General features: G+C 41.2%; 21 protein-coding genes, 1 tRNA gene and 1 riboswitch. Of the genes, 21 read left to right on the top strand and 1 reads right to left on the bottom strand.

The window, feature by feature from the left end; all coding sequences use genetic code 11:
- Positions 1–23: 23 nt before the first annotated feature.
- The 18 genes from ACOV1R_RS03955 (at position 24) to ACOV1R_RS03870 (ending at position 18505) form a co-directional block, all read left to right on the top strand.
- Positions 24–356 (top strand): head-tail connector protein, encoded by a 333-nt coding sequence (locus ACOV1R_RS03955; RefSeq protein WP_097558076.1) that lies wholly within the window; start codon positions 24–26, stop codon positions 354–356.
- A complete protein-coding gene (locus ACOV1R_RS03950; RefSeq protein WP_085439187.1) occupies positions 346–693 on the top strand; it encodes a phage head closure protein in 348 nt (115 codons plus the stop codon). The genes ACOV1R_RS03955 and ACOV1R_RS03950 overlap by 11 nt, the downstream gene beginning before the upstream one ends.
- A gap of 2 nt (positions 694–695) precedes the next feature.
- Complete coding sequence (locus tag ACOV1R_RS03945) at positions 696–1103, top strand: HK97-gp10 family putative phage morphogenesis protein (RefSeq protein WP_097558077.1); 408 nt, start codon at positions 696–698, stop codon at positions 1101–1103.
- Positions 1103–1483 (top strand): DUF806 family protein, encoded by a 381-nt coding sequence (locus ACOV1R_RS03940; protein ID WP_097558078.1) that lies wholly within the window; start codon positions 1103–1105, stop codon positions 1481–1483. Before ACOV1R_RS03945 ends, ACOV1R_RS03940 begins: the two co-directional genes overlap by 1 nt.
- 15 nt (positions 1484–1498) lie before the next feature.
- On the top strand, positions 1499–2152 hold the full coding sequence (locus ACOV1R_RS03935) for a phage tail protein (RefSeq protein WP_097558079.1): 654 nt from the start codon (positions 1499–1501) through the stop codon (positions 2150–2152).
- Between the two features lie 74 nt (positions 2153–2226).
- Complete coding sequence (locus tag ACOV1R_RS03930) at positions 2227–2601, top strand: phage tail assembly chaperone (RefSeq protein WP_097558080.1); 375 nt, start codon at positions 2227–2229, stop codon at positions 2599–2601.
- A 38-nt stretch (positions 2602–2639) separates the two neighbouring features.
- Entirely contained in the window at positions 2640–2831 is a 192-nt protein-coding gene (locus ACOV1R_RS03925) for a hypothetical protein (protein WP_097558081.1), read from the top strand.
- Positions 2832–2862: 31 nt separating this feature from the next.
- Positions 2863–8019 (top strand): NlpC/P60 family protein, encoded by a 5157-nt coding sequence (locus tag ACOV1R_RS03920; RefSeq protein ID WP_217203312.1) that lies wholly within the window; start codon positions 2863–2865, stop codon positions 8017–8019.
- Positions 8020–8078: 59 nt separating this feature from the next.
- Positions 8079–9848, top strand: coding sequence for a phage distal tail protein (locus tag ACOV1R_RS03915; protein ID WP_128485025.1), 1770 nt, complete (start codon positions 8079–8081; stop codon positions 9846–9848).
- A gap of 69 nt (positions 9849–9917) precedes the next feature.
- On the top strand, positions 9918–12275 hold the full coding sequence (locus ACOV1R_RS03910; protein ID WP_128485026.1) for a phage tail spike protein: 2358 nt from the start codon (positions 9918–9920) through the stop codon (positions 12273–12275).
- 17 nt (positions 12276–12292) lie between these two features.
- Positions 12293–14989, top strand: coding sequence for a phage tail protein (locus tag ACOV1R_RS03905; RefSeq protein ID WP_128485027.1), 2697 nt, complete (start codon positions 12293–12295; stop codon positions 14987–14989).
- Positions 14982–15224 carry a hypothetical protein gene (locus ACOV1R_RS03900; RefSeq protein WP_097558274.1) on the top strand — a complete coding sequence of 81 codons (243 nt, stop codon included), beginning with the start codon at positions 14982–14984 and terminating at the stop codon, positions 15222–15224. Before ACOV1R_RS03905 ends, ACOV1R_RS03900 begins: the two co-directional genes overlap by 8 nt.
- 3 nt (positions 15225–15227) lie before the next feature.
- On the top strand, positions 15228–15389 hold the full coding sequence (locus ACOV1R_RS03895) for a hypothetical protein (protein WP_021357806.1): 162 nt from the start codon (positions 15228–15230) through the stop codon (positions 15387–15389).
- On the top strand, positions 15373–16458 hold the full coding sequence (locus tag ACOV1R_RS03890) for a hypothetical protein (protein WP_054519164.1): 1086 nt from the start codon (positions 15373–15375) through the stop codon (positions 16456–16458). The genes ACOV1R_RS03895 and ACOV1R_RS03890 overlap by 17 nt, the downstream gene beginning before the upstream one ends.
- The gene (locus ACOV1R_RS03885; RefSeq protein ID WP_097557986.1) at positions 16455–16670 is read left to right on the top strand and encodes a hypothetical protein; all 216 of its coding nucleotides are present in this window, start codon (positions 16455–16457) and stop codon (positions 16668–16670) included. The genes ACOV1R_RS03890 and ACOV1R_RS03885 overlap by 4 nt, the downstream gene beginning before the upstream one ends.
- A gap of 12 nt (positions 16671–16682) precedes the next feature.
- Entirely contained in the window at positions 16683–17855 is a 1173-nt protein-coding gene (locus ACOV1R_RS03880) for a GH25 family lysozyme (RefSeq protein ID WP_054519163.1), read from the top strand.
- The gene (locus ACOV1R_RS03875; RefSeq protein WP_054519162.1) at positions 17855–18118 is read left to right on the top strand and encodes a hemolysin XhlA family protein; all 264 of its coding nucleotides are present in this window, start codon (positions 17855–17857) and stop codon (positions 18116–18118) included. The genes ACOV1R_RS03880 and ACOV1R_RS03875 overlap by 1 nt, the downstream gene beginning before the upstream one ends.
- A gap of 9 nt (positions 18119–18127) precedes the next feature.
- Entirely contained in the window at positions 18128–18505 is a 378-nt protein-coding gene (locus ACOV1R_RS03870) for a phage holin (RefSeq protein WP_054519161.1), read from the top strand.
- Between the two features lie 965 nt (positions 18506–19470).
- On the opposite strand, the gene ACOV1R_RS03865 is transcribed toward ACOV1R_RS03870, so the two are convergent.
- A tRNA-Ser gene (locus ACOV1R_RS03865) sits at positions 19471–19558 on the bottom strand.
- Positions 19559–19892: 334 nt separating this feature from the next.
- On the opposite strand from ACOV1R_RS03865, the gene ACOV1R_RS03860 reads away from it, so the two are divergent.
- The 3 genes from ACOV1R_RS03860 to ACOV1R_RS03850 all read left to right on the top strand — a co-directional run bounded on the left by ACOV1R_RS03860 (position 19893) and on the right by ACOV1R_RS03850 (position 23121).
- Positions 19893–21104: an FtsW/RodA/SpoVE family cell cycle protein gene (locus ACOV1R_RS03860; RefSeq protein ID WP_003645640.1), complete on the top strand. Its 1212-nt coding sequence runs from the start codon at positions 19893–19895 to the stop codon at positions 21102–21104.
- Positions 21105–21318: 214 nt separating this feature from the next.
- Positions 21319–21482: riboswitch (M-box (ykoK) riboswitch) on the top strand.
- Positions 21483–21582: 100 nt separating this feature from the next.
- A complete protein-coding gene (locus ACOV1R_RS03855; protein WP_225914083.1) occupies positions 21583–22590 on the top strand; it encodes an ABC transporter permease subunit in 1008 nt (335 codons plus the stop codon).
- A gap of 111 nt (positions 22591–22701) precedes the next feature.
- Positions 22702–23121, top strand: a complete 420-nt coding sequence (locus tag ACOV1R_RS03850) for a hypothetical protein (RefSeq protein WP_236039309.1) — start codon at positions 22702–22704, stop codon at positions 23119–23121.
- Positions 23122–23190 lie beyond the last annotated feature (69 nt).

The following is a 23190-nucleotide window of genomic DNA, read 5'->3' as shown; positions in this document are numbered from 1 at the left end:
GGCTAAGTAAGGATGTGATTAAAGTGGCAGCCGATTTAAAAACATTAAAATCATCTTTGCGAATTGACGGTAATGATGATGACGAGCTGCTAAAAGGCTACTTGTCTGCAGCCACTAGTTACATTAAGCAGTCCATTGGTGATGAAAACGGCGTTACTGGTTTTTATGAAATGGAAGGCGTTAATGACTTGTTTGAAACGGCTGTTTACGCCTTAGCTGGTTCATACTGGTATTACCGAACATCAATCACTTCAAACACTGTTAATCCAGTTGACTTAGTTGTTGATTCAATCATCGGACAATTGCGAGGCCTGTATAACCAAAAGCAGGATGAGGTGAACGACAATGGCAATTAATAAGTTAACTCCAGTTGACTTTAACCAACGTATACAGATTGGCACTGTTAAAACTGTTCAAAATCCTATTAATGGAACTAGTAAGCAGACTTTTGTTAGTCAGTTTAGTTTATACTGCGCCCCCTATACACGATCAATTGCATTTTCGTATCAACTCACAGCTGAACAATTGGAGCAAGTCGTGGTCATTATTAGGCATAATCCTAAAGTTTATGAAGGTATTAAGTGTCAGTATAAAGGCAAACTTTACGATGTCATCAATGACAGCATGGATGATTCTAGTAATTATCTTTCTTGCGATTATTTGACGCTCAAACAGGTTACTAAGGGGGCTTAGCCATGGCAAACGATGATATGGCCGACCAATTAGAAAGTTGGCTTGAGAATGTTCACAAGCTAGTCCCTAACGAGGCTGAACAAGAGAAGATAACCGCAGCCGGTGCTAAGAAATTAGCTGATAACTTGAAGGAAGCCACTAAAAAGAAACACTATTCAAGTCATAAAGACGAGAAGTACGGACACATGGCTGACAACATAAGCTATAACAGCAATGACATAGACGGTGAACACGATGGTAGTTCAATTGTTGGGTGGACTAACAAGTTCCATGACATGAATGCTAGGCGGTTAAATGATGGGACTAAATACATTAAGGCTGATCACTTTGTTGATGATAACTTAGCCGACTCACAAGATGATGTATTTAACGCCATGCTAGATGAATATAAGAAGGGGGACGATGACTAGTGTTATTACCAGTATCACAGGTGGACAGCCTAGTTAACTCCCTCAGTTTAACGTGGCTCGATAAAGTCTACCTGAATGCAATTCCTAATGAAGATTTAGACAACACTACTAGTACAGTCATGCTATTGCAAGAGACCGATTCAAGCCCAGCCTACCTTGCAAACAGCACGTTTAAAGGCTTAGCGATGGGTGTTGAAATTCAAATTTTTTACAAGGCTGGCCTAGCCGATGACTTTAATCCATTGGAAGCTGAGATAGCTTTAATGAAGAGCCTTAAACAGGCCGGCTGGTTAATTGTATCCAGTCAGCACCACACAACTGATCCAGATACAAACCAAGTAACTAAAACAATTTATATCACTAAAAATGAAATGCTTTAAAGGAGAGATTTATAAATGTCAAAACATAACATTTTAAAAGCAACTTTTGCTTTGCTAGACGATAATGGCGACTTAATTAAAGACGCTACTAAAGGTCTATCTGCTGACGGAATCTATGTTGCCGACCATAACGGCGAAGGCTTCAGTCAAATCAATGTGACTGCTATTGAAGCGGCCGGGACGCCTGGCTGGGCGAATGGACAAATCAAACGAACAGCTTATGGTAAGTCTATGCCTACGCTGGCTTTAACCGCTTTAGATTTGGACTTCAAGATTAACCAGATGCTTAAAGGATTCACCCAGAGCGCTAATACCGGTGCATGGGTTCGTCAATTGCCTAAGCCACACGTTGCGATGATTGCCGAATCTCAATCATTAGATGGTGACATCTCAATTTATGAATGCTTTAACAATATCGAATTCGTTGAAGAAGCATCTAATAACGGGACTGATACCAACAGTGAAGTTGCTTACTCAACAGTCTTAAATGGTACCGTCTTAACGCCATTAAAGCCGAACATTTTCTTAGCAGCAAATGGTGTTCAACAACCATATATGATTGCTAAGTCTACTGATACTGGCTTTGATTTGAATAAGCTTATGGCTGAAACGTTTGGCGGCTACACTCCGTCAACCAGTGGTACAACTGGCGGTACAACTACTCACTAGTAATATCTGAAGGCTTCCCACAAAGGGTGGCCTTTTTAATACATACAAATTAAATTAAAGGGGCAAAATTAACTATGAAAATTAATGCTAAAAACTATTTTAAAATCAATAAGACGGCCGATGTAACTCCAACCAACAATATCATTCGATTGGCTACCAAAGTTCAAATCGGTATGTTGGAATCGCAAGACACCGAAAAAGAAGTTACTGAATTGGACGCAATGAAAAATGGTCTGGAATTGCAGGACAGTATGACCAACTTTGTACAACGGGTAATGGGATACACTGACAAACAGATGGAAACGATTAACGATACCATCTCAATTGAACGTTTTGGCGAAGGCGTTGGTTACCTAATCATGCGGTTAAATGGTATTTCGGATGATGACATTAAGTTATCTGAACAAAAGCAACGCAAGGCAATTGAAGATGCTAAGTCGTCAAAATAAACCGGCACAAACGCAATACTGAGATTAAGCGAGAGGTCATGAAGTTAAAAAATCAGCAAGAAGACTTTAACTTGCTAGCTCAACAGCTATTAACCGAGGGGTTATCACCGAAAGACTTCGATGATAGCTCGTTTTTTAGTTTGATGGAAACTTTGAACGCTCGTAAAAAGGAAGACCGTGCTGAGTTAGTTGACCCACTAGAAGCCATTAATCAAACGTATGGCTTATAAGCGTTTGTGCCTAAAAGGAGGCTAAAAAAGAATGGCTAAAAAAGTAGTGGCCGGTGAAATGACTGGTCGAGTTAATTTAGACAGTGCTGAGGCTGTAAAATCACTCAAACAATTAACAGCCGAGGTTAAAGCTAGCACTAGTGGCTGGAAGGCACAAGAAGTCGCACTAAACTCGGCAGGAAAATATCAAGAAGCCACCGCAGCTAAGGTAGACGGGCTGGCTAAGTCGATGGAATTACAAAAGTCTAAAATTGATGAGTTAAAGAAGCGTCAATCTGGACTAAATCAGGACACTAAAGATGGTGCGCTTGAATATACCAAGCTGACCGATGAAATCAACAAAGCTAATCGGTCGTATGACAGTATGGGCGGCCAGCTTGATCGAGCTAAAAATAGGCTGGAATATTACAATTCAGGTTTAGCTGACTTACAAAAGGGCTATAAACAAAGTACAGCTCTGAGTGAGTCCTATGTGAAACGCCTAGAAGCAGAGGGTAAGCAAGAGGATGCTAACAAGGCACGTTTAAGTGGTTTAAAACAGGCATATTCTAATATTCAGGCCCAATACAAAACCCAAACGGATGAGCTAGATAAAATTAAAAAAGCTAGTGGTGAAACTTCAGACGCTTACAAGCTACAGCAGACTCGTGTTAATGAGACTGCAACAGCCATGGCAAAGGCTAAAACTAGTCAAAATGAACTTATCAAGGCGATGGAAAAACAGCCACACGAGTTTATGTCTAGTGTTCGCTCTAAGCTTGATAGTATTGATGACAAAGCCAAAAAGACATCTCATTTATTCGGTACGATTCTAGGTGCCCATTTAGTAGCCAATGGGATTACTAGTGCGTTTACAGCTATCACGTCACATATAAATGAAGCTATTAGCGCCGGTATGACGTATGAAAAGGAACAGCAAAAGATGACGGCCACTTGGACGACTCTAACGGGTACGGCCACTAAGTCAAGAGCAATGGTCGACACTATCAATGATTTATCTGTAAAGACTGGTCAAGCTGTAGATGTCGTAAATGAATTAGAGCAAGGTTTTTATCACCTACATTCAAATAAAAAAGAATCAGACGAACTAACCAAATCCATGCTGAACATGTCTGACGCTGTTGGTTTAGATAGCCAACAAATTCAGGCGGTTACCCAAGATATGGTCAATGGTTTATCACGTGGTAAAGCTAATGCTGGTATGCTTAACCAAATCAGTCAATACTTCCCGATGTTCCGTGAACAGTTAGCTAAGTATGAAACTCAAGTCAATCATGGTAAGAAAGTAACGGTTGCTGATTTATCGGCCATGGCTAAAGCGGGTAAAATATCGGCCACGGACATTGAAAAAACGTTTAATTCTCTGGGGTCTGGAAAATATGATAAAGCTGCCGACAATATGCTTCAAACAATGGTCGGGATGGAACGAACGATTAAAGCTCGTGTTCCAGCGTTAATTGGCGATATTGAAGAACCCATCCTAAATGCTAAGAGTCCAATTTATAAGGCTGTTTCAAAATGGGTATCTGATAAAGATACCGATGCCGAATTTAAAGATGTTGGTAATGCTGTAGCACTTCAAATGAAGCTGGTTACTAAGGCCTTTGGTGGTAAAAATATCAACGTCACTAGTGTTCTTAATAAAATGCTTGCTAATGTTGCTAAAGACATTGATAAATTAGGGTCTAATATCATTGCCCATAAAAAAGATATTAAATCATTCTTTAGTTCAATGAAGACTGCTTCCAAGATATCTTTCAACGTGTTCGTACAATCTCTCAAGGACATTGAACCAATATTGAAGATTGTCGGCGAGTTTGCTGAAAAGCATCCTAAAGTATTCGCTGGTTTAGCTTCTAGTGCATATGTTGCAAGTAAAACAATTGGCGGCTTAAAACTAGCTTTAGACCAAATAGCTTTTGCCAAGGGTGTATTAGGAGGCATAGGTGGCAAGCTTAGCCGGATTGTGTTAAAACCAAAGGTTGATGGAGCTGAAGGTGAACGAGAACTAACCAAATTTGCAAGTTTTGTCAAGCGTTCAGGGACTGGGATGGGTCACTGGTTAAAGATGGCTGCTAGCGTAACCACCGCTAAAGCTAAGAGTGGAATTAGCGCTTTGTGGACACACACTAAATCAGTTGGCAGCAAGATTGGCAAGGGGCTATCATGGACGGCTAAAATCGCCTATAAAGGGGCATCTAAGGCATTCAGCGTGCTAGGTGCTGGTATTAAAACATTAGGTAAATCATTCCTGTCATTAGGCAAGTTGTTACTAACTAACCCCATCGGACTAGTTTTAACTGCTGTGATTGCACTAGGTGTAGCCTTTTACGAAGCCTATAAGCACATTAAACCGTTCCGCGATGCAGTAAATGGTATGGGGACTGCCATGAAGAAATTGTTTACTGGCAAGTATGACTGGGAAAAGAAAGTCGGCTCAGCCTTAGGCAAAGTTGGTAACACCATTGGTAAATGGGCTAAAACCACTACCGGTTTCTTTAAAAAACACAAGACCGAAATCTTAACTACCTTGATTAACCCATTTGCAGGCTTAGCTACATGGTTCTTAAAGGACACTAAAACTGGTAAGAATATTCAAAAGTGGTCTAAAGGTTTTAGCAAAGACATTCAAAAAATGGGCTTTAAGAAGGCGATGGACAAACAGGTCAATGACGCTTCTAAGGCGTTTAGCAAGACTAAGTTCGGTAAGTGGTTTAAGACCGTTTCAGATAGCTTTAATAGTTTTAAAAGCAGCTTTAAGAAGTCATGGAATAGTCACTGGTCAGCCATGGGCAAATCGCTCAGGAATAATTGGAACGGTTCCGTTAAGAACACTAGAAACTTCTTTAGTAGTGTTGGTAAGAAGTGGAATGGCTTTAAAAATAGCTTCAGAAAGAGCTGGAATAGTCACTGGAATTCTATGACTAGTAACTTGCATGGTGCATGGAATGGCTCGTTTAAGCACACTAGAGAGTTCTTTAGTAGCGTTGGCAAGAAGTGGAACGGTTGGAAGTCTAGCTTTAGAAAGAGTTGGGACAGCCACTGGAATGATATGCGTTCCAACTTAAACCACTACTGGAACAGGTCAATTAAACATACTAGAGACTTCTTTAGCAGCATGGGCAGTAAGTGGGTTGGCTGGAAAAAGAGCTTTGCACATAGTTGGGACAGTCATTGGGACACCATGCGGTCTAATCTGCATAGTTATTGGAACAAAGACTTGAGCCATACTAGAGTATTCGGCCGTTCAATGGGTGACTGGCTATCAACCTTTAAGGGTAAATTTAAGGGCGGCTGGTCTAGTTTAGGTACCGGTGTTGAGAACATCTTCAAAGGTCTATGGAAAGACTTAAAAGGATTCGCTAAAGATGGCATGAATGATGTCATTGATATTATTAACGGTGGTATTAATGCGGTTGATAGTGTCATCCATACGTTCGGCGGTAAGAAAAAGACGATCGGTGATTTAAGCCATGTTAATTTTGCCACTGGTACCGGTATGTTTAGTGGGTCACGTAACCCGATTACACGGCCTACTGTGGCAATGCTTAATGATGGTAATGACAGCCCACAAACCGGCAACAAAGAGATGGTCATGCTACCTAATGGTGACTCAGGCATTGTTCAAGGCCGCAACACTAAGATGATGTTACCCGCTGGTACTGAGGTGTTGAATGCTAGTGAGACAGCCATGTTAATGAGTATGCAAGGTGTTAGCCACTTTGCTAGTGGTACTGGGATATTTGGTGACATATTCAACAGTGTGACTAGCGGTATCTCAGGCGTGACTAGCTGGGTTGGTAAAAAGGTCGACAGTTTAGAGAAGTTCTTTAATACCGCTGAGAAAATTATCGCTCACCCAATTAAGTCACTCGAAAATCTGTTCAGTTGGTCTTCTAAAGGCATTAGCGGTGTCATGAGTAACATTGGTCACGGCCTATTCAATGGTGTTGAGAAGCAAGCTAAGACGTGGTGGTCAACCTTATGGGGCGGCGTTAGTGACAGCCTAGACAGTGGTGCTTCTAGTTCCACGCTAGTTAATGCGATGGAGAAGTATGGTGCCACTAACAAGTATGTCTACGGTGCTGAAGGCCCTAGTGAGTTTGACTGTTCCGGCCTAGTTGAGTACACCTTAAAGAAGCTTGGAATTAGCTTCCCACGGACTTCAGGTGAACAATACAAGGCGTCTAAGTATGTCAGCAATCCTAAACCGGGTGACCTAGTGTTCTTCGGCCCAGGTGGTAGCGACCACGTTGGGGTTTATACTGGCAACGGTGAGTTCTATTCAGCCGAAAATGAACGTGATGGTATGGGTATCAGTAAAGTGCATGGCGGTGGCTATGGTTCGTTTGCTGGTTATGGACGAGTACCCGGTTTATCAGATAGCACTAGCTCGGATAAGTCTTCTAAGTCTAGTGGCCTGTTAGGCACGATTAAGAATCAAGTGGGTAGTGGTTTCTGGAAGTTCATCAGCAAGTTAGCTGATGAGTTCGGTGATGGCGGTAGTAGTAACCCCGGCGGATCAGGTGTTCAACGTTGGAAGTCAGATGTTATCAAAGCGTTAAAGAAGAACGGCTTTGAAGCGAGTGCTAGTCAAGTTTCAGCGTGGATGAAAGTTATTGCACGTGAGTCAAATGGTGACCCGTCAGTGGTAAACAATTGGGACGCTAACGCTAGAATGGGTATTCCATCTAAAGGACTAGTTCAAACTATCCAGCCAACTTTCGATGCTTATAAGTTCCCAGGCCATAATAATCCACTTAATGGTTATGATGACTTGCTAGCTGGTATCCACTATATGAAAGCTAAATACGGGTCAGGACCAAGTGCGTTTGCTCGTGTTAGTGGTCCTGAAGGCTACGAGAACGGTGGTATCATCAACACTAACCAGCTGATTGAGGTCGCTGAACACAACAAGCCTGAAATGGTATTGCCATTGACTAACAAATCACGGGCTAACCAGTTAATCGCACAAGCTAGTCAGGTTGTAAACGGCAACAATGGTAGTCAAGTTGCGCCAACAGACAGTGAAAGCAATAAGAAACTTGATAAAGTCATTGCATTGTTAGCTGCTTTAGTATCAGGTCAAGGCAATGTTCAAGCCGTTATTGCTAAATCTGACGTGGTTAATGCCATTAAATCTGACAATAAGACAGCTTCACAGTATTCACAAATGATGGGTTATTAATCAAATGGTCGCCCTTAAACGGGCGCCCTTATACATAATTAAAATAAGGAGGTTAAATCGTGACCTTACAACGAGATGATTTTGAATATGCTAACTTGAATAGCCGGGACGATTTGCAAGTTGAAATGGGAAACGTGGTATTACCTAGTGCACCGGCCATGGCTGAACAAGTAACTGATATACCAGCCATGTATGGTAACCAGTTTAACGGTACGGACTTTACCAGTCGAACGATTAGTATTCCAGTGTCAATTTACTGTGCTGATAATCAAGACAGATTTAATCAGATTATGCACAACCTAAGTGGTCTGCTGCTAAGCGATGACCCCGGTGATAATGGTAAAGAGTATCCACTAGTGTTCGGCTTTGAACCCAAGGTGACATATTGGGGGCATATTACCGCAATTAGTGACCCAGCCCCGATTAACCCAGGCATGTATGACATGGCGCTTACGATTACCTTTGTGCAATCCGATCCCCGGGCAACCTTGCCACAGGTTGAGAAGCCCTTAAATAATGGCTTAAACACGATTACTGTTGATGGTACCGCTAGAACGGAGCCAGTTATTCAGGTCATACCTAAGCGAGATTTAAAGTATATTGGCTTTAGTCTAAATGGCGGCCAGTTCGGTTTAGGACCTGAGTCGCCGGGAGACCAAGCCACTGCGGTTCAACCTTATACTAAAGTTGTTGATGATCCGCTGGGAACTATGGCAATGTGGACAAATGATGCCAATGCAATTGGTAATATGAAAACTGGTGAAACGTACACGTATCAAGGCCACAGTGCGATTAAGACTTCAACTAATGTAATGCGGCCAGCTGTAACTAGCGCTGGATATGACTTTGGTACAATCCCCACAACCGGTGAAGACCGCTGGTATGGACCAGCATATCGTTATACTGGCATGACAAACTCACTGACTGACTGGCGAGTGCGAACGGGCATCCATCAATTCAAATATAGCGGTACTCATAATAGCCGTGCGATGGGGCGTGTTGAAGTCTTGCTGTTAGACCCTAACGGTAACACTATTGGACGCTTTGGCATGCGTGACATGGCCTATGGCGCTAAACCCATGGCTAGGCTTCAAATATGTGAGCCAGGCTCAACATTGGAATATGGTGATCGCTATACTGACTTGTACTATGGTTCAGGGCCGGCAGGTTCTTTTATGAATAAGCCCGACCAGAAAATTCAAATCAAAACTGGCACGACAACCAAAACTGTCACTAAATATGGACGTTCCAGAAATGGAAAAGTAACTAAAAAAACCGTTAAAGAAACCGTCGACACCTATACAACCGTGGTCAATAAAGAGGAAGACTCAGCGCTGGCAGGTGCTTGGCTAGTGTTGGACATCACTAAACGAGGACAAGTATTTACCTGGAGTATCACCCAGTATTCGACTCGAACAGGTCGACCATTCCTGGACCCTAATATTCACATGTTAGTGCATGGAACCTATGTTGATACTCAAAATAAGTATCAGACAGCCTTGGGTGGGATTGGGTCTGTCTTCCTAAAGCACCCAATTACAGAAGATAATTATAAAATTGCCTATCGTAACCCCTTTATGTCAATGACTGACCTTCAAATATGGCAAGTCAATAAAGTTGACACAACAAAGCCAACTTATATTGCTGGCGCCGGTGAAGAAATTATGATGGACTGTGAGACTGATACGGTTACTGTAAACGGCAAGCTAGTTTCACCAGTTTGGTCAACCGACTTTCCTAAGTTGAAACCGGGCGTTAATGGTTTGTCAATGATTGGTGACCTAGATGACGCTCAAATGACCCTGAAATATCTACCAAGAATACTATAACAATACTAAAGGCTTCCCAATTAAGGGCGGCCTTTTTACATACATAACTAAACAAGGAGGTTAAAATAGATGGCTTTAAATAACCAGTATTTAATTCTAGACCCTAATTTAAAGCGGATTGGTACATTGACCGTTGATGGGGCTACTAAGTTTTCAAACGATAGCGTGAAGATACAACTAGCTGATTCAGACACAACTAGTACGTCATATGATGATGACGTTAATGTGGGCTCTGATGACAACTTTAACGGCACGATTAATCTAAATGCCCAGTCTAAGAAGTTCGATCATCAAGGTTCATTAGACGTGCTTCAAGGCCAGCCTGATTCAGATAAAGTAGTCGCTGGCAACAACCTAGCTTATTATGACGAGCTATCAGGCCATTGGTATGTCATGTATATCTATTCAACTGATGACGCTTCTAGTGCCGCTGTTAAACATACAACGACCATTAACTTTACCAATCTATGCTTATACACACTAGCTCATCATTACCCAGTGGCAATTACGGCTAGTGCTAGTTCGATTCAGACGGCTTTTAACCAGTGCTTTAACGCTACTGGCTGGACGCTAGACTATCAGACTACTAATGTGATGACTCCATCGATTACCATTGATGGTAAAACAAAAGCTAGTACCTTAGTGCAGACACTAATCCAGACCTATAACGTTGAGATCGATCCTTATGTTGAGATTGACTCACAAGGTAACATCACGAAAAAGGTGTGTGTCATTACTGACCAGCTTAATGCTGATGTGGTCTATAACGAGGCAGTATTTGGTAAGAATATGACTAGCTTAAAGCGAACAACGGTGTCAACACCTGTTACCAAGCTGATTGCTTATGGTGACAACGGCAATACAATGTCAGCAGTTAATGATGGCAAACCTTACATTGTTGATGATGAGGCTAACCAGAAATATAACCCGGACTGGCAGAGTGGACTGTATTACGAGGGTGTTATCACTGCTAACTCAATTGAAGACCCTTCCGGAATTAAAGCTTGGGCCGAAGAAATGTTGCAATTGTATAATCACCCACGGACATATTATGAGGTTAATGTAACGTCTAAATTTAACCCGCCATTAGGTGCCACGATTAGGTTTAAAGATGAGTTAATTGAGCCGGCATTAGATGCAAGTGGCCGAGTAATTCAACGGACAATTAGTTTTGCTAATCCGTATGGCAACACAGTTGGTTTTGGCGAATACGTCACGGTACCAGTTGCAACACCAGCCTGGATGCAAGGTTATCAAAGTGCGATTAACAGCGCCATTGAAAAGGCAAAGGAGGACGCTAGTTCAGTAAAGCCGGTGGCCTTAACTCCTGATGGCAACAATTTCACTGATACCATCCAGACTAAGCGGTTAATCTTACAGGCTTGGGAAGGTAACACTAATATTTCGGCCTATATTGATAACAAGGGATTTATTTGGCGCCGTTATAATACTGACGGCACCCTTGATACTAATTTCAATCAAACTGGCTATTTAGTACAAGCAGCATACAATGCCGTTGGCACATTGCACGGGACTATTGAGACCCGTTACATTCAAAATGAACCAGAGATTAAGCTAGAAACTAGTGCTATTCGTAGTTTGGGTAGTTTTAACCCAGACGACAGTGCACTAGGAATAACTGACGTAGCACAATATATGTGTCCTTTGAGTAATGGTCAGTATATAACTAGTCGGGCAATTAACCAAAGCACAACTGGCGATACCATGTTTGTCTTACATGACACTAATTTTAATCCGATTAGCAAGATGATTGTTTCACATGGCGGGCATGGTTCAAGCTTCTCGATTGAAGAAGTAGATGGGACTATTTACATTTGGTCTGCAACTAAGCCTAATTTAAACGTTAACGAATATGCAGTTAGTCGCATACCCTACCTTGCTAATACGACCCTAGACAATGATGATAATCGCATTACACGTTTTTGCACTGTCGATCGTTATATAAGAGTCAGCGTTGATTTCAAACATGGGTACGTACTGTGTGGCTACGTGAATGGTAAACATGATGTGCTACGACTAGATGAGGTTAAACAGGGTAATTATGATGTGCTATATAGTTTTAATATTGCCAACTATGGGTTTGGCGTGGGCGAGCAAACCTACCAATCACAAGACATTGACTTTCCATATGTGTACTTTCACTCAGGCGATTACAACATGAAAGACCCTCGTATGGTGTACGCCATTAATGTTATTCATGGCGGGCAAGAATTTGCCTCTAACTATTTGCTGGATATGAATTTAGGGTTAACCGATGATGTTATCGAACCAGAAACATGCAACATTATTTATAATCAGAATAACCAGCCGGAACTATTGGTTACTTTCAATTGTGGTTCTTTAGAACGTGTCTTTGTAATACCAATTGAAGAACGTTTGCCAATGGTTTCAATTAGCAATGATTAAGAAGGGAGGTGAATTAAATGGCTGAATCTAATGCAACACAGGTCATTCTAACCGATGATGGTCTCAAAATTATCAAGGCTCAAAGCACAGCTGACAGTGCCGCTGGTGGGGTCACCAATTTAAATGATCCTAATTTAATGAGCGTCATTGAAAAGCAAAACAACATTGCACAATTCGCTGGTTTAACATCTCAATACAACGTTCTCGTACAGAACGCTAAAGATGATGGGATTGACACGACCGCTGTAACTACAGCGTATAACAACTTAAACAAATTTATGGCTGACGCTCTGGCAGACCCTGACAACGCTAGTGATATTGACCGTGCAGCATATAAGAAATATCAGGACGCTTATAATGAAGAATTAGCAAATATTCAAAGTGCTTTTCAAAATAATGCTGACAATAGATTTGCTAGTGCCGCAAACGCCACAAGTCAGGCGGCTTCAACAGCTAGTCAAGCCTTTAGTCAAGCACAATCTGTCTTTGATTATGCCAATTCAGAAATAGCTGTTACATCTACAGCTATCGACAAAGCTCAAAGTGCCGCTGACAGCGCCTCTAGCCAAGCAATTAAAGCAATAGATACTGGTAACGTCACTAGTCAAGCAGTCACCGACCTAAAAGACGGCTCAACTATGACGATTGCTCAACTACAAAACGGGTTAGAATCTAAGGTTTCGAACTCAGAATATGCTAGTTACAAATACCAGACCTCTAGTCAGATAGGGGAAATGGTTACTAATGGAGCTTTCTCAGCTTATCAAAAAACTACAGCTGACCTGATTTCCAGCAAGGTAGCTACTAGTGCTTTCTCAGCCTATCAAGCTACAACTGCCGAAGCAATCGAGAGTAAGGTTGAATCTAGTGACTTCACGACTTATAAAGAACAGACTGCTGATATGTTTGTTAGCAAGGTATCATTTAACAACCTAGCGATAAGCAACCGTAACCTAGCACTTGGAACCGCTACACCATTCACAATGAATGGTAATAATTCTACAAATCAGGCACAGTACATGTATTCAACATCGGGCACAATAGCAAAGGGGACTACTGTTACTTTAACCTTTGATATTACGTCAACAAATGCAACAGGTACCTATTCTATTCAATTTGTAGGTGGAACATGGCAGAGCGTCCCTTGGGACTCACCGCTGGTATCTGGAAAACAGCATCACTCACATACTTTTACAACAACCGATGACTTTTCAGGAGGTCTTAACTTACGATTAGACAACACAACTGCAACGGTAACTGTTTCTAACTTTATTATCTCTGAGTCTTCAAAAGAGGTAAGTTGGACACCAGCACCAGAAGACACACAGTCTCAAATCACGCAGTTAGCTGACAAGATTAACTTTAGAGTTACCAAAGATGGTCTGATTAGCCAGATTAATCTCCAAGCTAAGAACACATTAATTTCATCTGGCGGTCAATTGACACTAGCTGGTAATACGATTTACTTTGATACTAATAACCCTGTTATTATTCCTAGCGCTAATATTGAAACGGTCCTTGTTCGCAAACAATTACAAGCGGCAGACATTTCAGCTAACAAATTTAGTACCAATAATGAAACATTTACAGTAGATGAAAATGGCGCTATAACAGCTAAAAATATGGTGCTTACTGGTGGCACATTAACCTCGCCAACAATCAATGCTAGTACGATTAATGGTTCAACTATCAATGGGACAACGTTCCATGGTGGCGACATCATTAGCGATTCCAATAACACCGCTAAATATTATCCAATGACTATTACGCCAGACGGGGCGTATAAGTCGACGTACTTTGACAGTATGGTTGGATTGCAATCAAGTGTTGAATCTGGAGCGATTGCCTATAAATATCGCTCAATGATCGGTAATGGGCAATACTTAGCTTATGATTCAGTAATTAACGGCCAAGGTCTTGATTTACAATCAGGTTATACGTCAGCTAAAGATACAACTTTTTCTAATCCGGTAAGTACAACCACAGGATATGTCATTGTTAATGCAAATGATGGTATTACCCTGCATGGTGACAATCAACAAATCACCTTTAACGGTACTTCTGCTGATGTTACACCGAAGGGCGTAATTATTACTCCCTATGGCAATATCAACCCTAATGGCACACAGAATATCTGGTATGTCGGCAATAATATGAATATGAAGACAGCCAGTTTTGGTATGGATGGATCGGGTACTTATAATATCCAATTCAATCGTTCTTTAGATATTGGCAACTTCAACATAAATACCTATCACACATTTACTAGTACTGATGGTGCTCCTATTCACTTTGCCAAGGGCCCAGGCGGTGCCGCAGACATCTATGCTGGTACCGTTCACTATGATAGCCTAGTTAAGTCATCTCTATTGAGCGTTAAGAAGGACGTGCAAAAGGCTGATACAGCTTACTGGGCGCAACTAGTTAACTCAATTGACTTGGCAACCTATCAGTACAAATCTGACGATAGTAATAGTCATATTAGGTTGTCTTCCATTGTCGATGACGTGAATGACACTAAGCAGTGGCGATTGCCGGACATATTTATCAGCCGTGATGAAAACGGCAAGCTAAATGGGGTTGATGACAGTGTGTTATTGAACGCCACTTTAGCGACTGTGCAGGAACAACAGAAAGAAATTGACCAATTAAACGGTCACAACATGGAATTGGAAGCTAGATTAAACAAATTGGAGGCCAGATTAAATGGATAGCATTTTGATTACAAATTATAAACCAGATTACACGAACAACATTATGACGATCAGCATTCAAATTAACACGCTGGGTATCAGCTCACAGGTAAGTATTACCATGGACGAGTTTAACACTGCCATTGCTGGAGGTGCTGGTGGAGCAGATAATGTTAAGTTAAAGGTGTTGAACACACTGATTGACAGTCTGACCGCTTTAAAGCCAGTTACCACAACTACCACAAAGGAGGCTTAAATTATGAATATCGATGCACAAGCTTTAATTAACAAGCTAACGAGTAACTATGCCCAAGCGATTGCCATTAAAGACCAGCAATTGGCGATGGCACAAGTTAAAATTGACCAGCTAAATGCCAAGTTGGCTGAAAAGGAGGCACCTAAAGATGGCGAAAACGCTTAGTTTTACCGATACTTCACCACAGACTGTTAAAATTGGCGATACCACGACCAGTTTTACGTTAATTTGTGGCAATGATAATGTGGCAACGGACTTAACTAAGGCCACTTCAATTACTGTTAAACTGGGTAATGCTAGTGGCTATCTTAAGTCGGCCACAGTTGACCCAGCTAGTTTAACCGACCCAACGACTGGTCAAGTTACCGTTAACTTTAATGCTGACTTGATGACTAGTTTAACCGCTGGTAGCTATGCCATTGAAGTCTGGGTGGTTGATAGTACTGGGACGTCAATTTACCCTAGTGATGGGTCAACTGGTTTTACTATTACCAATAACATTCAAAGTGCCAATGGCTCAGTTATTACAACAATTACTTTTGATGACTTTGTTAAAGAACTAAATAAAGCCGCAAGCACAATTGACAAGGGCGACAAAGGTAATGATGGTCTGTCTGCCTACCAAGTCGCAGTAAATAATGGCTACCATGGTTCACAAACGGACTGGTTGGCTTCTTTGAAAGGCGATACTGGGACTGTTGATAACGCTGGACTAACCAGTGCACCTGCATTCCAGAGCTTGCAAACGCAGGTTGATAACAGTGCGGTTGTTACCAATCTAGCAACTGGAACGAGTTCGTGCTGGCAGAAAGCATCATTCACAGGTGGCTGGGGCACAACGTATTTATCCAATCAAGTCTACGAAATTAAAGATGGCGAAACTTATACGTTACAAGTCGAAACTCAAAACGTAACGTCCCCAATTAACCTAGAACCATTTTATTACACTGCCGCTGGCGCACGCACTGGACTTCTGGCGCCAAAGAAAGGAGCAGACAATGACGGGAAGATTATTATTACGTTTACCGCAAATTTACCAAATGATTATGCGTATTTTATGCCTAACCTTGCCTTTGCCCAAATCGGTGCAGGATCATATGAGTTTCGCCGATTTAAACTTGAAAAAGGCAGTGTAGCTACTGGTTGGAGTCCTAATCCATCAGAAATTTTGACTCAATCGGATTACGCAAAAATAAAAGCGGCTATTGTAGCGCTAGGGGGGTCTTTGTCATGAGTTTTGATTTAAGCGAATTTTTAACCGAAGGATTAATTAGCAGTGTTAACAACGGGTTGATTCCATCGGACTTAGCAACTGTATACGCTGGCAATTATCTAGTAAAATCACTGATTACCCAAGCTCAGGTTACTCAGGTATCTGATGCAATTACAGCCTACAAGGCTGCACAAGCAGAAGCAGATAAGGCAGCAGCGGATCAAGTGCAATGAGGGGGTAGCCAATTGAATAAACACAAGCTAAAGGCACTCATCTTAACGGTGGGCGCCATTTTTATGGTCTTTTTAATGGTCAATTTAAACAGTCAGGCTTCAACTAGTCGTGAACAGGGGGTTGATTGGTCTAAGTATAACGGTAATAGTGGGACATTCGGCTATAGTACCGATAAGTTTGTATTCTCGCAGGCTGGTGGCTTCTATGGCGGTACTAATATCCCTCAGACCACTTACAATACCCAAGTGGCTAGTGCTAAGAAGGCTGGTAAACGGGTGCATACCTATTTATGGGACGGTGTTGGTGGCAATATGACTAATGCTAAGGCGATGATGGACTATTACTTACCACGGATTAGGACGCCCAAGGGCAGCATTGTCGCACTAGACTATGAGGACGGTGCTTCTAATAGTGCGACAGCCAACACTAATGCCATTCTAGCCCAGATGAAGCTTATTAAAGACGCTGGCTATACACCTATGTTGTATTCCGGCAAGGCCTATTTAAACGCCCACGTTAATGTTAGCTTGATTTTAAAGGCATACGGTAGCTGTCTATGGATACCTGAGTATCCGGACTATCTGGTTAGAACTAAGCCTGATTACAACTGGTTCCCTAGCATGGACGGCGTGGCTATCTTCCAATTCACTAGTATGTATAAAGCAGGTGGATTAGACGGCAATGTCGATTTAACGGGCATTACTAAATCAGGCTACACGACTGTTAGCAAGAAACAAGCTCAAACCAACGTTAATAAGGCTCAGGCAGCTAAGAAAGCCACCTTTAAGGTCGTTAAATATGACCAGCGAGGGGTGTTCTATCCTAATCGGACTCTGGCCGTACGATATACGGATAGCGACAAAGTTAGTCAAGTGGCTACCTATTACAAAGGTGAAAGTGTAACTTACAACGCGGTTATTATCGAACACGACTATGTATGGGCACGCTACACCCGCTCAAACGGCCTATATGGCTTTATCAAGCTAGGTGGCACCAACGGACATGACTACGGGAAGCGAGTTACTGGTCAGCTGGTTAGTCATACGTATTACACAGTCAAGTCTGGCGACAGCTGGTGGTCAATCGCTCAGCACAACGGCCTAAGCATGACTACATTAGCTAGTCAGAACGGCAAGACGATTTACACCACTATCTATCCCGGCCAGCGATTGGTGGTGCGGTAATGGCACAATACGATGATACAACTAAGTTATTAATGGATATTCAAAAGGATGTGGCTGCCACCAAAACGAAAGTTGAGAACATCGAAGAAAAATTGAATCAAGTTGACGATATTGGCGACAAAGCAGACAAGGCACTGGCCAAGTCCATCGAGGTTGAACACGAAATAGGACGGGTTACTCAGATACAAAATTGGGTTATCGGTGTCCTAGTTTCCGGCGTTCTAGTTACGTTGCTGGTATATGTTGCTGAGAAGTTTTTATAGGAGGATATTATGAAAAAAATTAGTTTTAAGAATGCCGATGGAAGCTTGAATGGTAAGTTGATTGCTGGGATTATTTCGTTGCTGATCGTTTTGATTCAACAGGTACTAGCTGTATTTGGCATCAAGTTTGCCGGTGACTGGTCAGCCATTGTTGCTGTTATCAACACGGTTCTAACCATCCTTGGTATGCTGGGAGTTATTACTGACGTTCAAACAGTTTCGGCACCAACAGTTAAAAGTGATGAGGAAAGCCAAATTGAAGCGACCGCTAATCAGGCCGCTGACGAATTACAAGCACCCACGTCTACAGTCGCTGTAGTGAATAGTTCTGCATCATCTGACACTGAAACGGCGTCAGAATCCGCCTCACAAGCAGGCGAAAAGTAGTATAATTAAACATTGAATTTGCTAATCCCCTGCGTTTCGGCGTGGGGGATTTTTTTGTTAACAAAATATATAAAAAAGAGCCAGTCAAGACTGGCCCAATGTTTAAATAAATAAAATGGGTGTTCTGTTTCTCCTAAGATAATAGAGAACACAGTTATTATACATTAAACCTGATTAATATAACAAGGGCTTATTAATATTTTTCTATAGATTACTTTCGGTATTGTGATATAAACCGACAAGTGTTATTATGTCCCTTGTCCTGTTATTAGTATCACAGCTTTCAAATCCCCCCAAGATTGTCGGTTAGTGGTGCCGGAAGTGATGAGGATAATCTTCTGCTTGATGGGTGGAAGATTTTTTTGTGTTGCTTGCCTGTATATTTTGTTAGTGAGAGTTTAGATTTAGCATTATTAGCTGTCAATATAGCTAATTAGATAACTACAAGACTTTACAGAATAGCAAGTAATAAGTATAATATTAATTGTCTCTAGTGTAGTTTCTAGATGATAGTTATAACTTGATTAATTCCCCTGCGTTTCGGCGTGGGGGATTTTTTTATGTATTACCCGCCTAGGTGTAAGTGTGCTTTTTTGCTTGAGCCTAAACCCTTATGGAATAAGGTGTCAAGGCACGTTTAAATGTTTTTGGTGCACTTTTAAGTGCAAAAAGTCAGCATAATTTAGTATTTTTTAGCAAGAGTGCACCAAAAAGTGCACCATTATATCTATTTATATAGTTTTAAAGCNAAACCCTTATGGAATAAGGTGTCAAGGCACGTTTAAATGTTTTTGGTGCACTTTTAAGTGCAAAAAGTCAGCATAATTTAGTATTTTTTAGCAAGAGTGCACCAAAAAGTGCACCATTATATCTATTTATATAGTTTTAAAGCGATTATGAAAAATAAAAAACGCCGTCAATTCAACGATTGACGACGCTCAAGGTTGGTACTGATAATCAATTTAAGGAGAGTACAGGATTTGAACCTGCGCGCCGGTATTAGCCGGTTCGCCGGATTTCGAGTCCGGTGCATTACCACTCTGCCAACTCTCCATATGGTACTTAATAAGTATAGCATAATTTTCTGCTGGAATAAATATTTATTCAAAAGATTTAAAGGTAGCGTCAAATATTAGATTGACGCTAAGATTTTAAGACGATTAGTCAACAACGTGCAAAATATTAACCGTAATAATGATCAAATGTTGTATCAATTAATTTATCGTGGCTAGCAAGAGGCTTAGCCACGATTATTAAGATTTTAATGCAATATTTAGAATCCGGTTAAATCGATTAATTAAGCATAAAAAAGCCACTTAAAATATAAAATACTTGGATTTACCGCTATACTAAGCCCGGTATAAATTTTATTTATGGGGGGTAACAAATGAATAATAGAGAACTTGGTCGGTGGCAAGAGCATAAACATATTGGCGACTATGGCTGGGGGATTATATTATGTGTCATCATACTCTGTTGTATTGGTATGTGGGCTGTTTACTATGCTTGTCTGCATGATTTAAAAGTGATTGATCCTGTTCGGACGACAATGATGCAGTGTCTCTGGTACCTTGTGGGTGCATTGATAGCGACAACGATGCTTCACCTAAGTGAAAAACAATTGATGCAGTGGGCCCCGATTGGCTATTCAATTGGCATGCTGTTATTGATACTTTTATTGGTCTTCTATAGTCGAGAATATTATGTTCAAACAGGGGCTAAAAGTTGGTTTGCAATTGGTACACTGACTTTTCAACCAGTTGAAGTTATGAAACCGCTCTATATTTTAATGATGGGCCGGTTAATCGTTCAAGATCAACAGTGGGGACCCCACAATAATTTTAATGCGGATTGGCGGTTGACACGTCGCTTAGTTATTTACACTTTTCCAATTATTGTTGCGTTGAAAATCATCAATGATTTTGGAACGACGTTAGTTTTTCTGACAATTTTTATTGGTATGCTCATTGTTTCACCATGCCGGTTTAGTTTTTTGTGGCGTGTGTTATTGGTGGCCGGATCCATTGGGGTTGTTTTAATTTTGTTAGCGACATCGAGCACGGGCCAATCTCTGTTATCTCATATCGGATTTAAATTGTACCAGTTTGATCGCATCAATACGTGGCTTAACCCAAGCAATGGCGTCTCGGATCAAAGCTATCAATTGTGGCAAAGTATGCGAGCGGTTGGGGTGGGTGGATTAACTGGGAATGGTGTAACTCATAACGCTGTTTATGTGCCAGTTAGGGAATCAGATATGATTTTTTCGGTTGTTGGTGAGACAACTGGGCTCATTGGCTGTAGTGTCTTACTTATCGTTTACATGTACTTGTTTTATCTAATTTTTCGCTCAGCATTCGCTAGTCGACGTCGATTTTATGTCTATGTTTCCACTGGAGTAGCCGTAATGCTAGCTTTCCATATGTTTGAAAACATTGGCATGACGATTGGGCTGTTACCTTTAACGGGAATTCCGTTACCTTTTGTTAGTCAGGGAGGTTCGGCCATAATTGGCGATTTTATGGGGGTTGGCTTGGTTCTTGCGACACAGTATCCTAACGTGCGCTCCATTTTTTCGGTACCGAGAATTTTTCACTAAGTAACAGGATTTTTGTGGCAATTAAAGTCCAAATTTCAAGCTAGACAGTACGAGTAATTTGTTTAGAGATAAATAGTTAAGAAAAAGTTACGATTATAAAGGAAACCTAAAAAGTATAAATAATCACTTGTTAATGATTATCATTAGCTGGTTTCTATTGACGGTTAAAGATCTTGAAACTATGATAGCATTGTTGATTACATCAGCAATAAAAATCAGTTGCAATTAGGTGAGGTTACTTTAAGAATATAGGTTATCGCCCAGAAATGTCGAGAGACAGGAATGAGTAAAGCAGAATTTGCCGAATTAAGGCTCTTTCAAGATAACTAGACTAGTTCTTACGTCTTAAAGTGCTAAAACTCAATGAATGCGTCGATGCAAAAATCGTTATCCATTTTAGTTTTTTACCCCATTAGCTGCAATTTGCTAATGGGGTTTTATTTGCCTAAAAACAACTTGAACATGGAAAGGAGTCACCATGACAAGTTTAAAAAGAGGGATTAAAGTACGTTCTGTGGTGGGAACGATGATGTGGCTTGGACTAAGTATTGGAATATTGCTTATGATTGGCTGGTGCATTGCCAAGATGAACCTGCCGCTCAGTCGATTACCCACTCAGGGTTATTTAGATACTACGGGAGGTAAAGACTACTTAACAATGTCACATTTAGTAGCGGCTGCGTTACGAACAACAACGAGACTATTCATTGGAATGGGCTACTCAATATTGTTTTCTTTGATTTTTGGCATATTAGCAGCGCGCTATCGAAGTGCACGCTATGTTATTTTGCCGATTGTTAATTTATTGGAGTCAGTGCCGTTATTGGGATTTTTAACGTTTACAACTGCATGGTTCATGGGATTGTTTCCCAATAATGTGCTGGGTGTTGAGGCCGTTGCTATTTTCGGCGTTTTCACTGCACAGGCCTGGAATATTATGTTGGCTCTCTATCAGTCACTTCGGGTTACGCCCGAAGACTTGATGACAGTGGCTAAGCAATTTGGCTGTAATAGCTGGCAACGATTCTGGCGCTTAGAATTTCTTTATGCGACGCCAAGCATTCTATGGAATATTGTCATTTCTCAATCGGCCGCTTGGTTTGCCCTAGTCGCTTGTGAACAAGCGACGATCGTGGTTCCTAAAAATGAAACATTAGTGCTACCAGGAATTGGATCATACATCCAGATTGCGCTTGATACAGCTAATTTTGGTGCTGTTATTAATGCAGTGATTGCGCTAGTTATCTGTGTGTTATTGGTCAATGTGTTTATTTTTCAACCGCTGATTAAAGGAACGGCACATTATAAATACGGTACGAGTACCGATAGCCAACTACCACAGCAATCGCAAGTCTATGATTTGATGGTTATGGCTAAAGTGCCGCTGTTAGTTAAGCGATTACATCGTCATATCCGGTATTGGTGGTTATATGGTGCTCCAAAGCAATGGCAAAAACTGGGCTTTTCACGGATTATACAAATATAAAAAAAATATACGGTATATTGGCGTATTGCATGGTGGCTAGTAATAGCTGTTGGTCTATATCGCTTGGGTGTATTACTAATAAAATATCTTGATTGGATTAATTTGAGTGTTTTGTTTAAATGGACCTTCCTAACAACTAGTCGTGTGTTGATAGCTGTTTTACTTTCGGCGCTTATTTTTATTCCACTTGCCGTATGGGTTGCTAGTAATGCGCGGCGGTTAAAACTGATTCAACCGGTTGGACAAGTTTTAGGATCAATTCCCGCGGATATTTATATTCCAATTGTTGCATTAATGATTACGTTGACAGGGACGACACAGCATTGGTGGGTCATTCCATTGATAATGACTGGAACTCAATGGTACTTTTTTTTCAACATTATCGCGGGGTATCTGGCAATTCCCAGTGATATCAAAGATGTTGTTAATATTTTTCACCTGTCAGGGTGGCGTTGGTGGACACACTTTTTAATTCCATCACTGTTTCCATCGTTCATTACCGCAATTATTAATGCTGCTGGGGCAGCCTAGAATGCTGATATTGCGGCTGGATTGATTAGCTGGGGTACCCACCAGTATGCGGTTACTGGACTTGGTGCT

It is taken from the genome of Lactiplantibacillus sp. YT640 (assembly GCF_049745435.1).
GTDB lineage: Bacteria > Bacillota > Bacilli > Lactobacillales > Lactobacillaceae > Lactiplantibacillus > Lactiplantibacillus plantarum.
This window is presented reverse-complemented; position numbering and strand designations above follow the sequence as displayed.

Excerpts from the sequence above, each read along its gene's own strand:
- ACOV1R_RS03920 (WP_217203312.1), top strand. The coding sequence starts at position 2,863 with ATGGCTAAAAAAGTAGTGGCCGGTGAAATGACTGGTCGAGTTAATTTA.
- ACOV1R_RS03925 (WP_097558081.1), top strand. The coding sequence starts at position 2,640 with ATGAAGTTAAAAAATCAGCAAGAAGACTTTAACTTGCTAGCTCAACAG.
- ACOV1R_RS03885 (WP_097557986.1), top strand. The coding sequence starts at position 16,455 with ATGAGTTTTGATTTAAGCGAATTTTTAACCGAAGGATTAATTAGCAGT.
- ACOV1R_RS03860 (WP_003645640.1), top strand. The coding sequence starts at position 19,893 with ATGAATAATAGAGAACTTGGTCGGTGGCAAGAGCATAAACATATTGGC.
- ACOV1R_RS03905 (WP_128485027.1), top strand. The coding sequence starts at position 12,293 with ATGGCTGAATCTAATGCAACACAGGTCATTCTAACCGATGATGGTCTC.
- ACOV1R_RS03870 (WP_054519161.1), top strand. The coding sequence starts at position 18,128 with ATGAAAAAAATTAGTTTTAAGAATGCCGATGGAAGCTTGAATGGTAAG.
- ACOV1R_RS03945 (WP_097558077.1), top strand. The coding sequence starts at position 696 with ATGGCAAACGATGATATGGCCGACCAATTAGAAAGTTGGCTTGAGAAT.
- ACOV1R_RS03935 (WP_097558079.1), top strand. The coding sequence starts at position 1,499 with ATGTCAAAACATAACATTTTAAAAGCAACTTTTGCTTTGCTAGACGAT.
- ACOV1R_RS03930 (WP_097558080.1), top strand. The coding sequence starts at position 2,227 with ATGAAAATTAATGCTAAAAACTATTTTAAAATCAATAAGACGGCCGAT.
- ACOV1R_RS03950 (WP_085439187.1), top strand. The coding sequence starts at position 346 with ATGGCAATTAATAAGTTAACTCCAGTTGACTTTAACCAACGTATACAG.
- ACOV1R_RS03875 (WP_054519162.1), top strand. The coding sequence starts at position 17,855 with ATGGCACAATACGATGATACAACTAAGTTATTAATGGATATTCAAAAG.
- ACOV1R_RS03910 (WP_128485026.1), top strand. The coding sequence starts at position 9,918 with ATGGCTTTAAATAACCAGTATTTAATTCTAGACCCTAATTTAAAGCGG.
- ACOV1R_RS03895 (WP_021357806.1), top strand. The coding sequence starts at position 15,228 with ATGAATATCGATGCACAAGCTTTAATTAACAAGCTAACGAGTAACTAT.
- ACOV1R_RS03855 (WP_225914083.1), top strand. The coding sequence starts at position 21,583 with ATGACAAGTTTAAAAAGAGGGATTAAAGTACGTTCTGTGGTGGGAACG.
- ACOV1R_RS03890 (WP_054519164.1), top strand. The coding sequence starts at position 15,373 with ATGGCGAAAACGCTTAGTTTTACCGATACTTCACCACAGACTGTTAAA.
- ACOV1R_RS03900 (WP_097558274.1), top strand. The coding sequence starts at position 14,982 with ATGGATAGCATTTTGATTACAAATTATAAACCAGATTACACGAACAAC.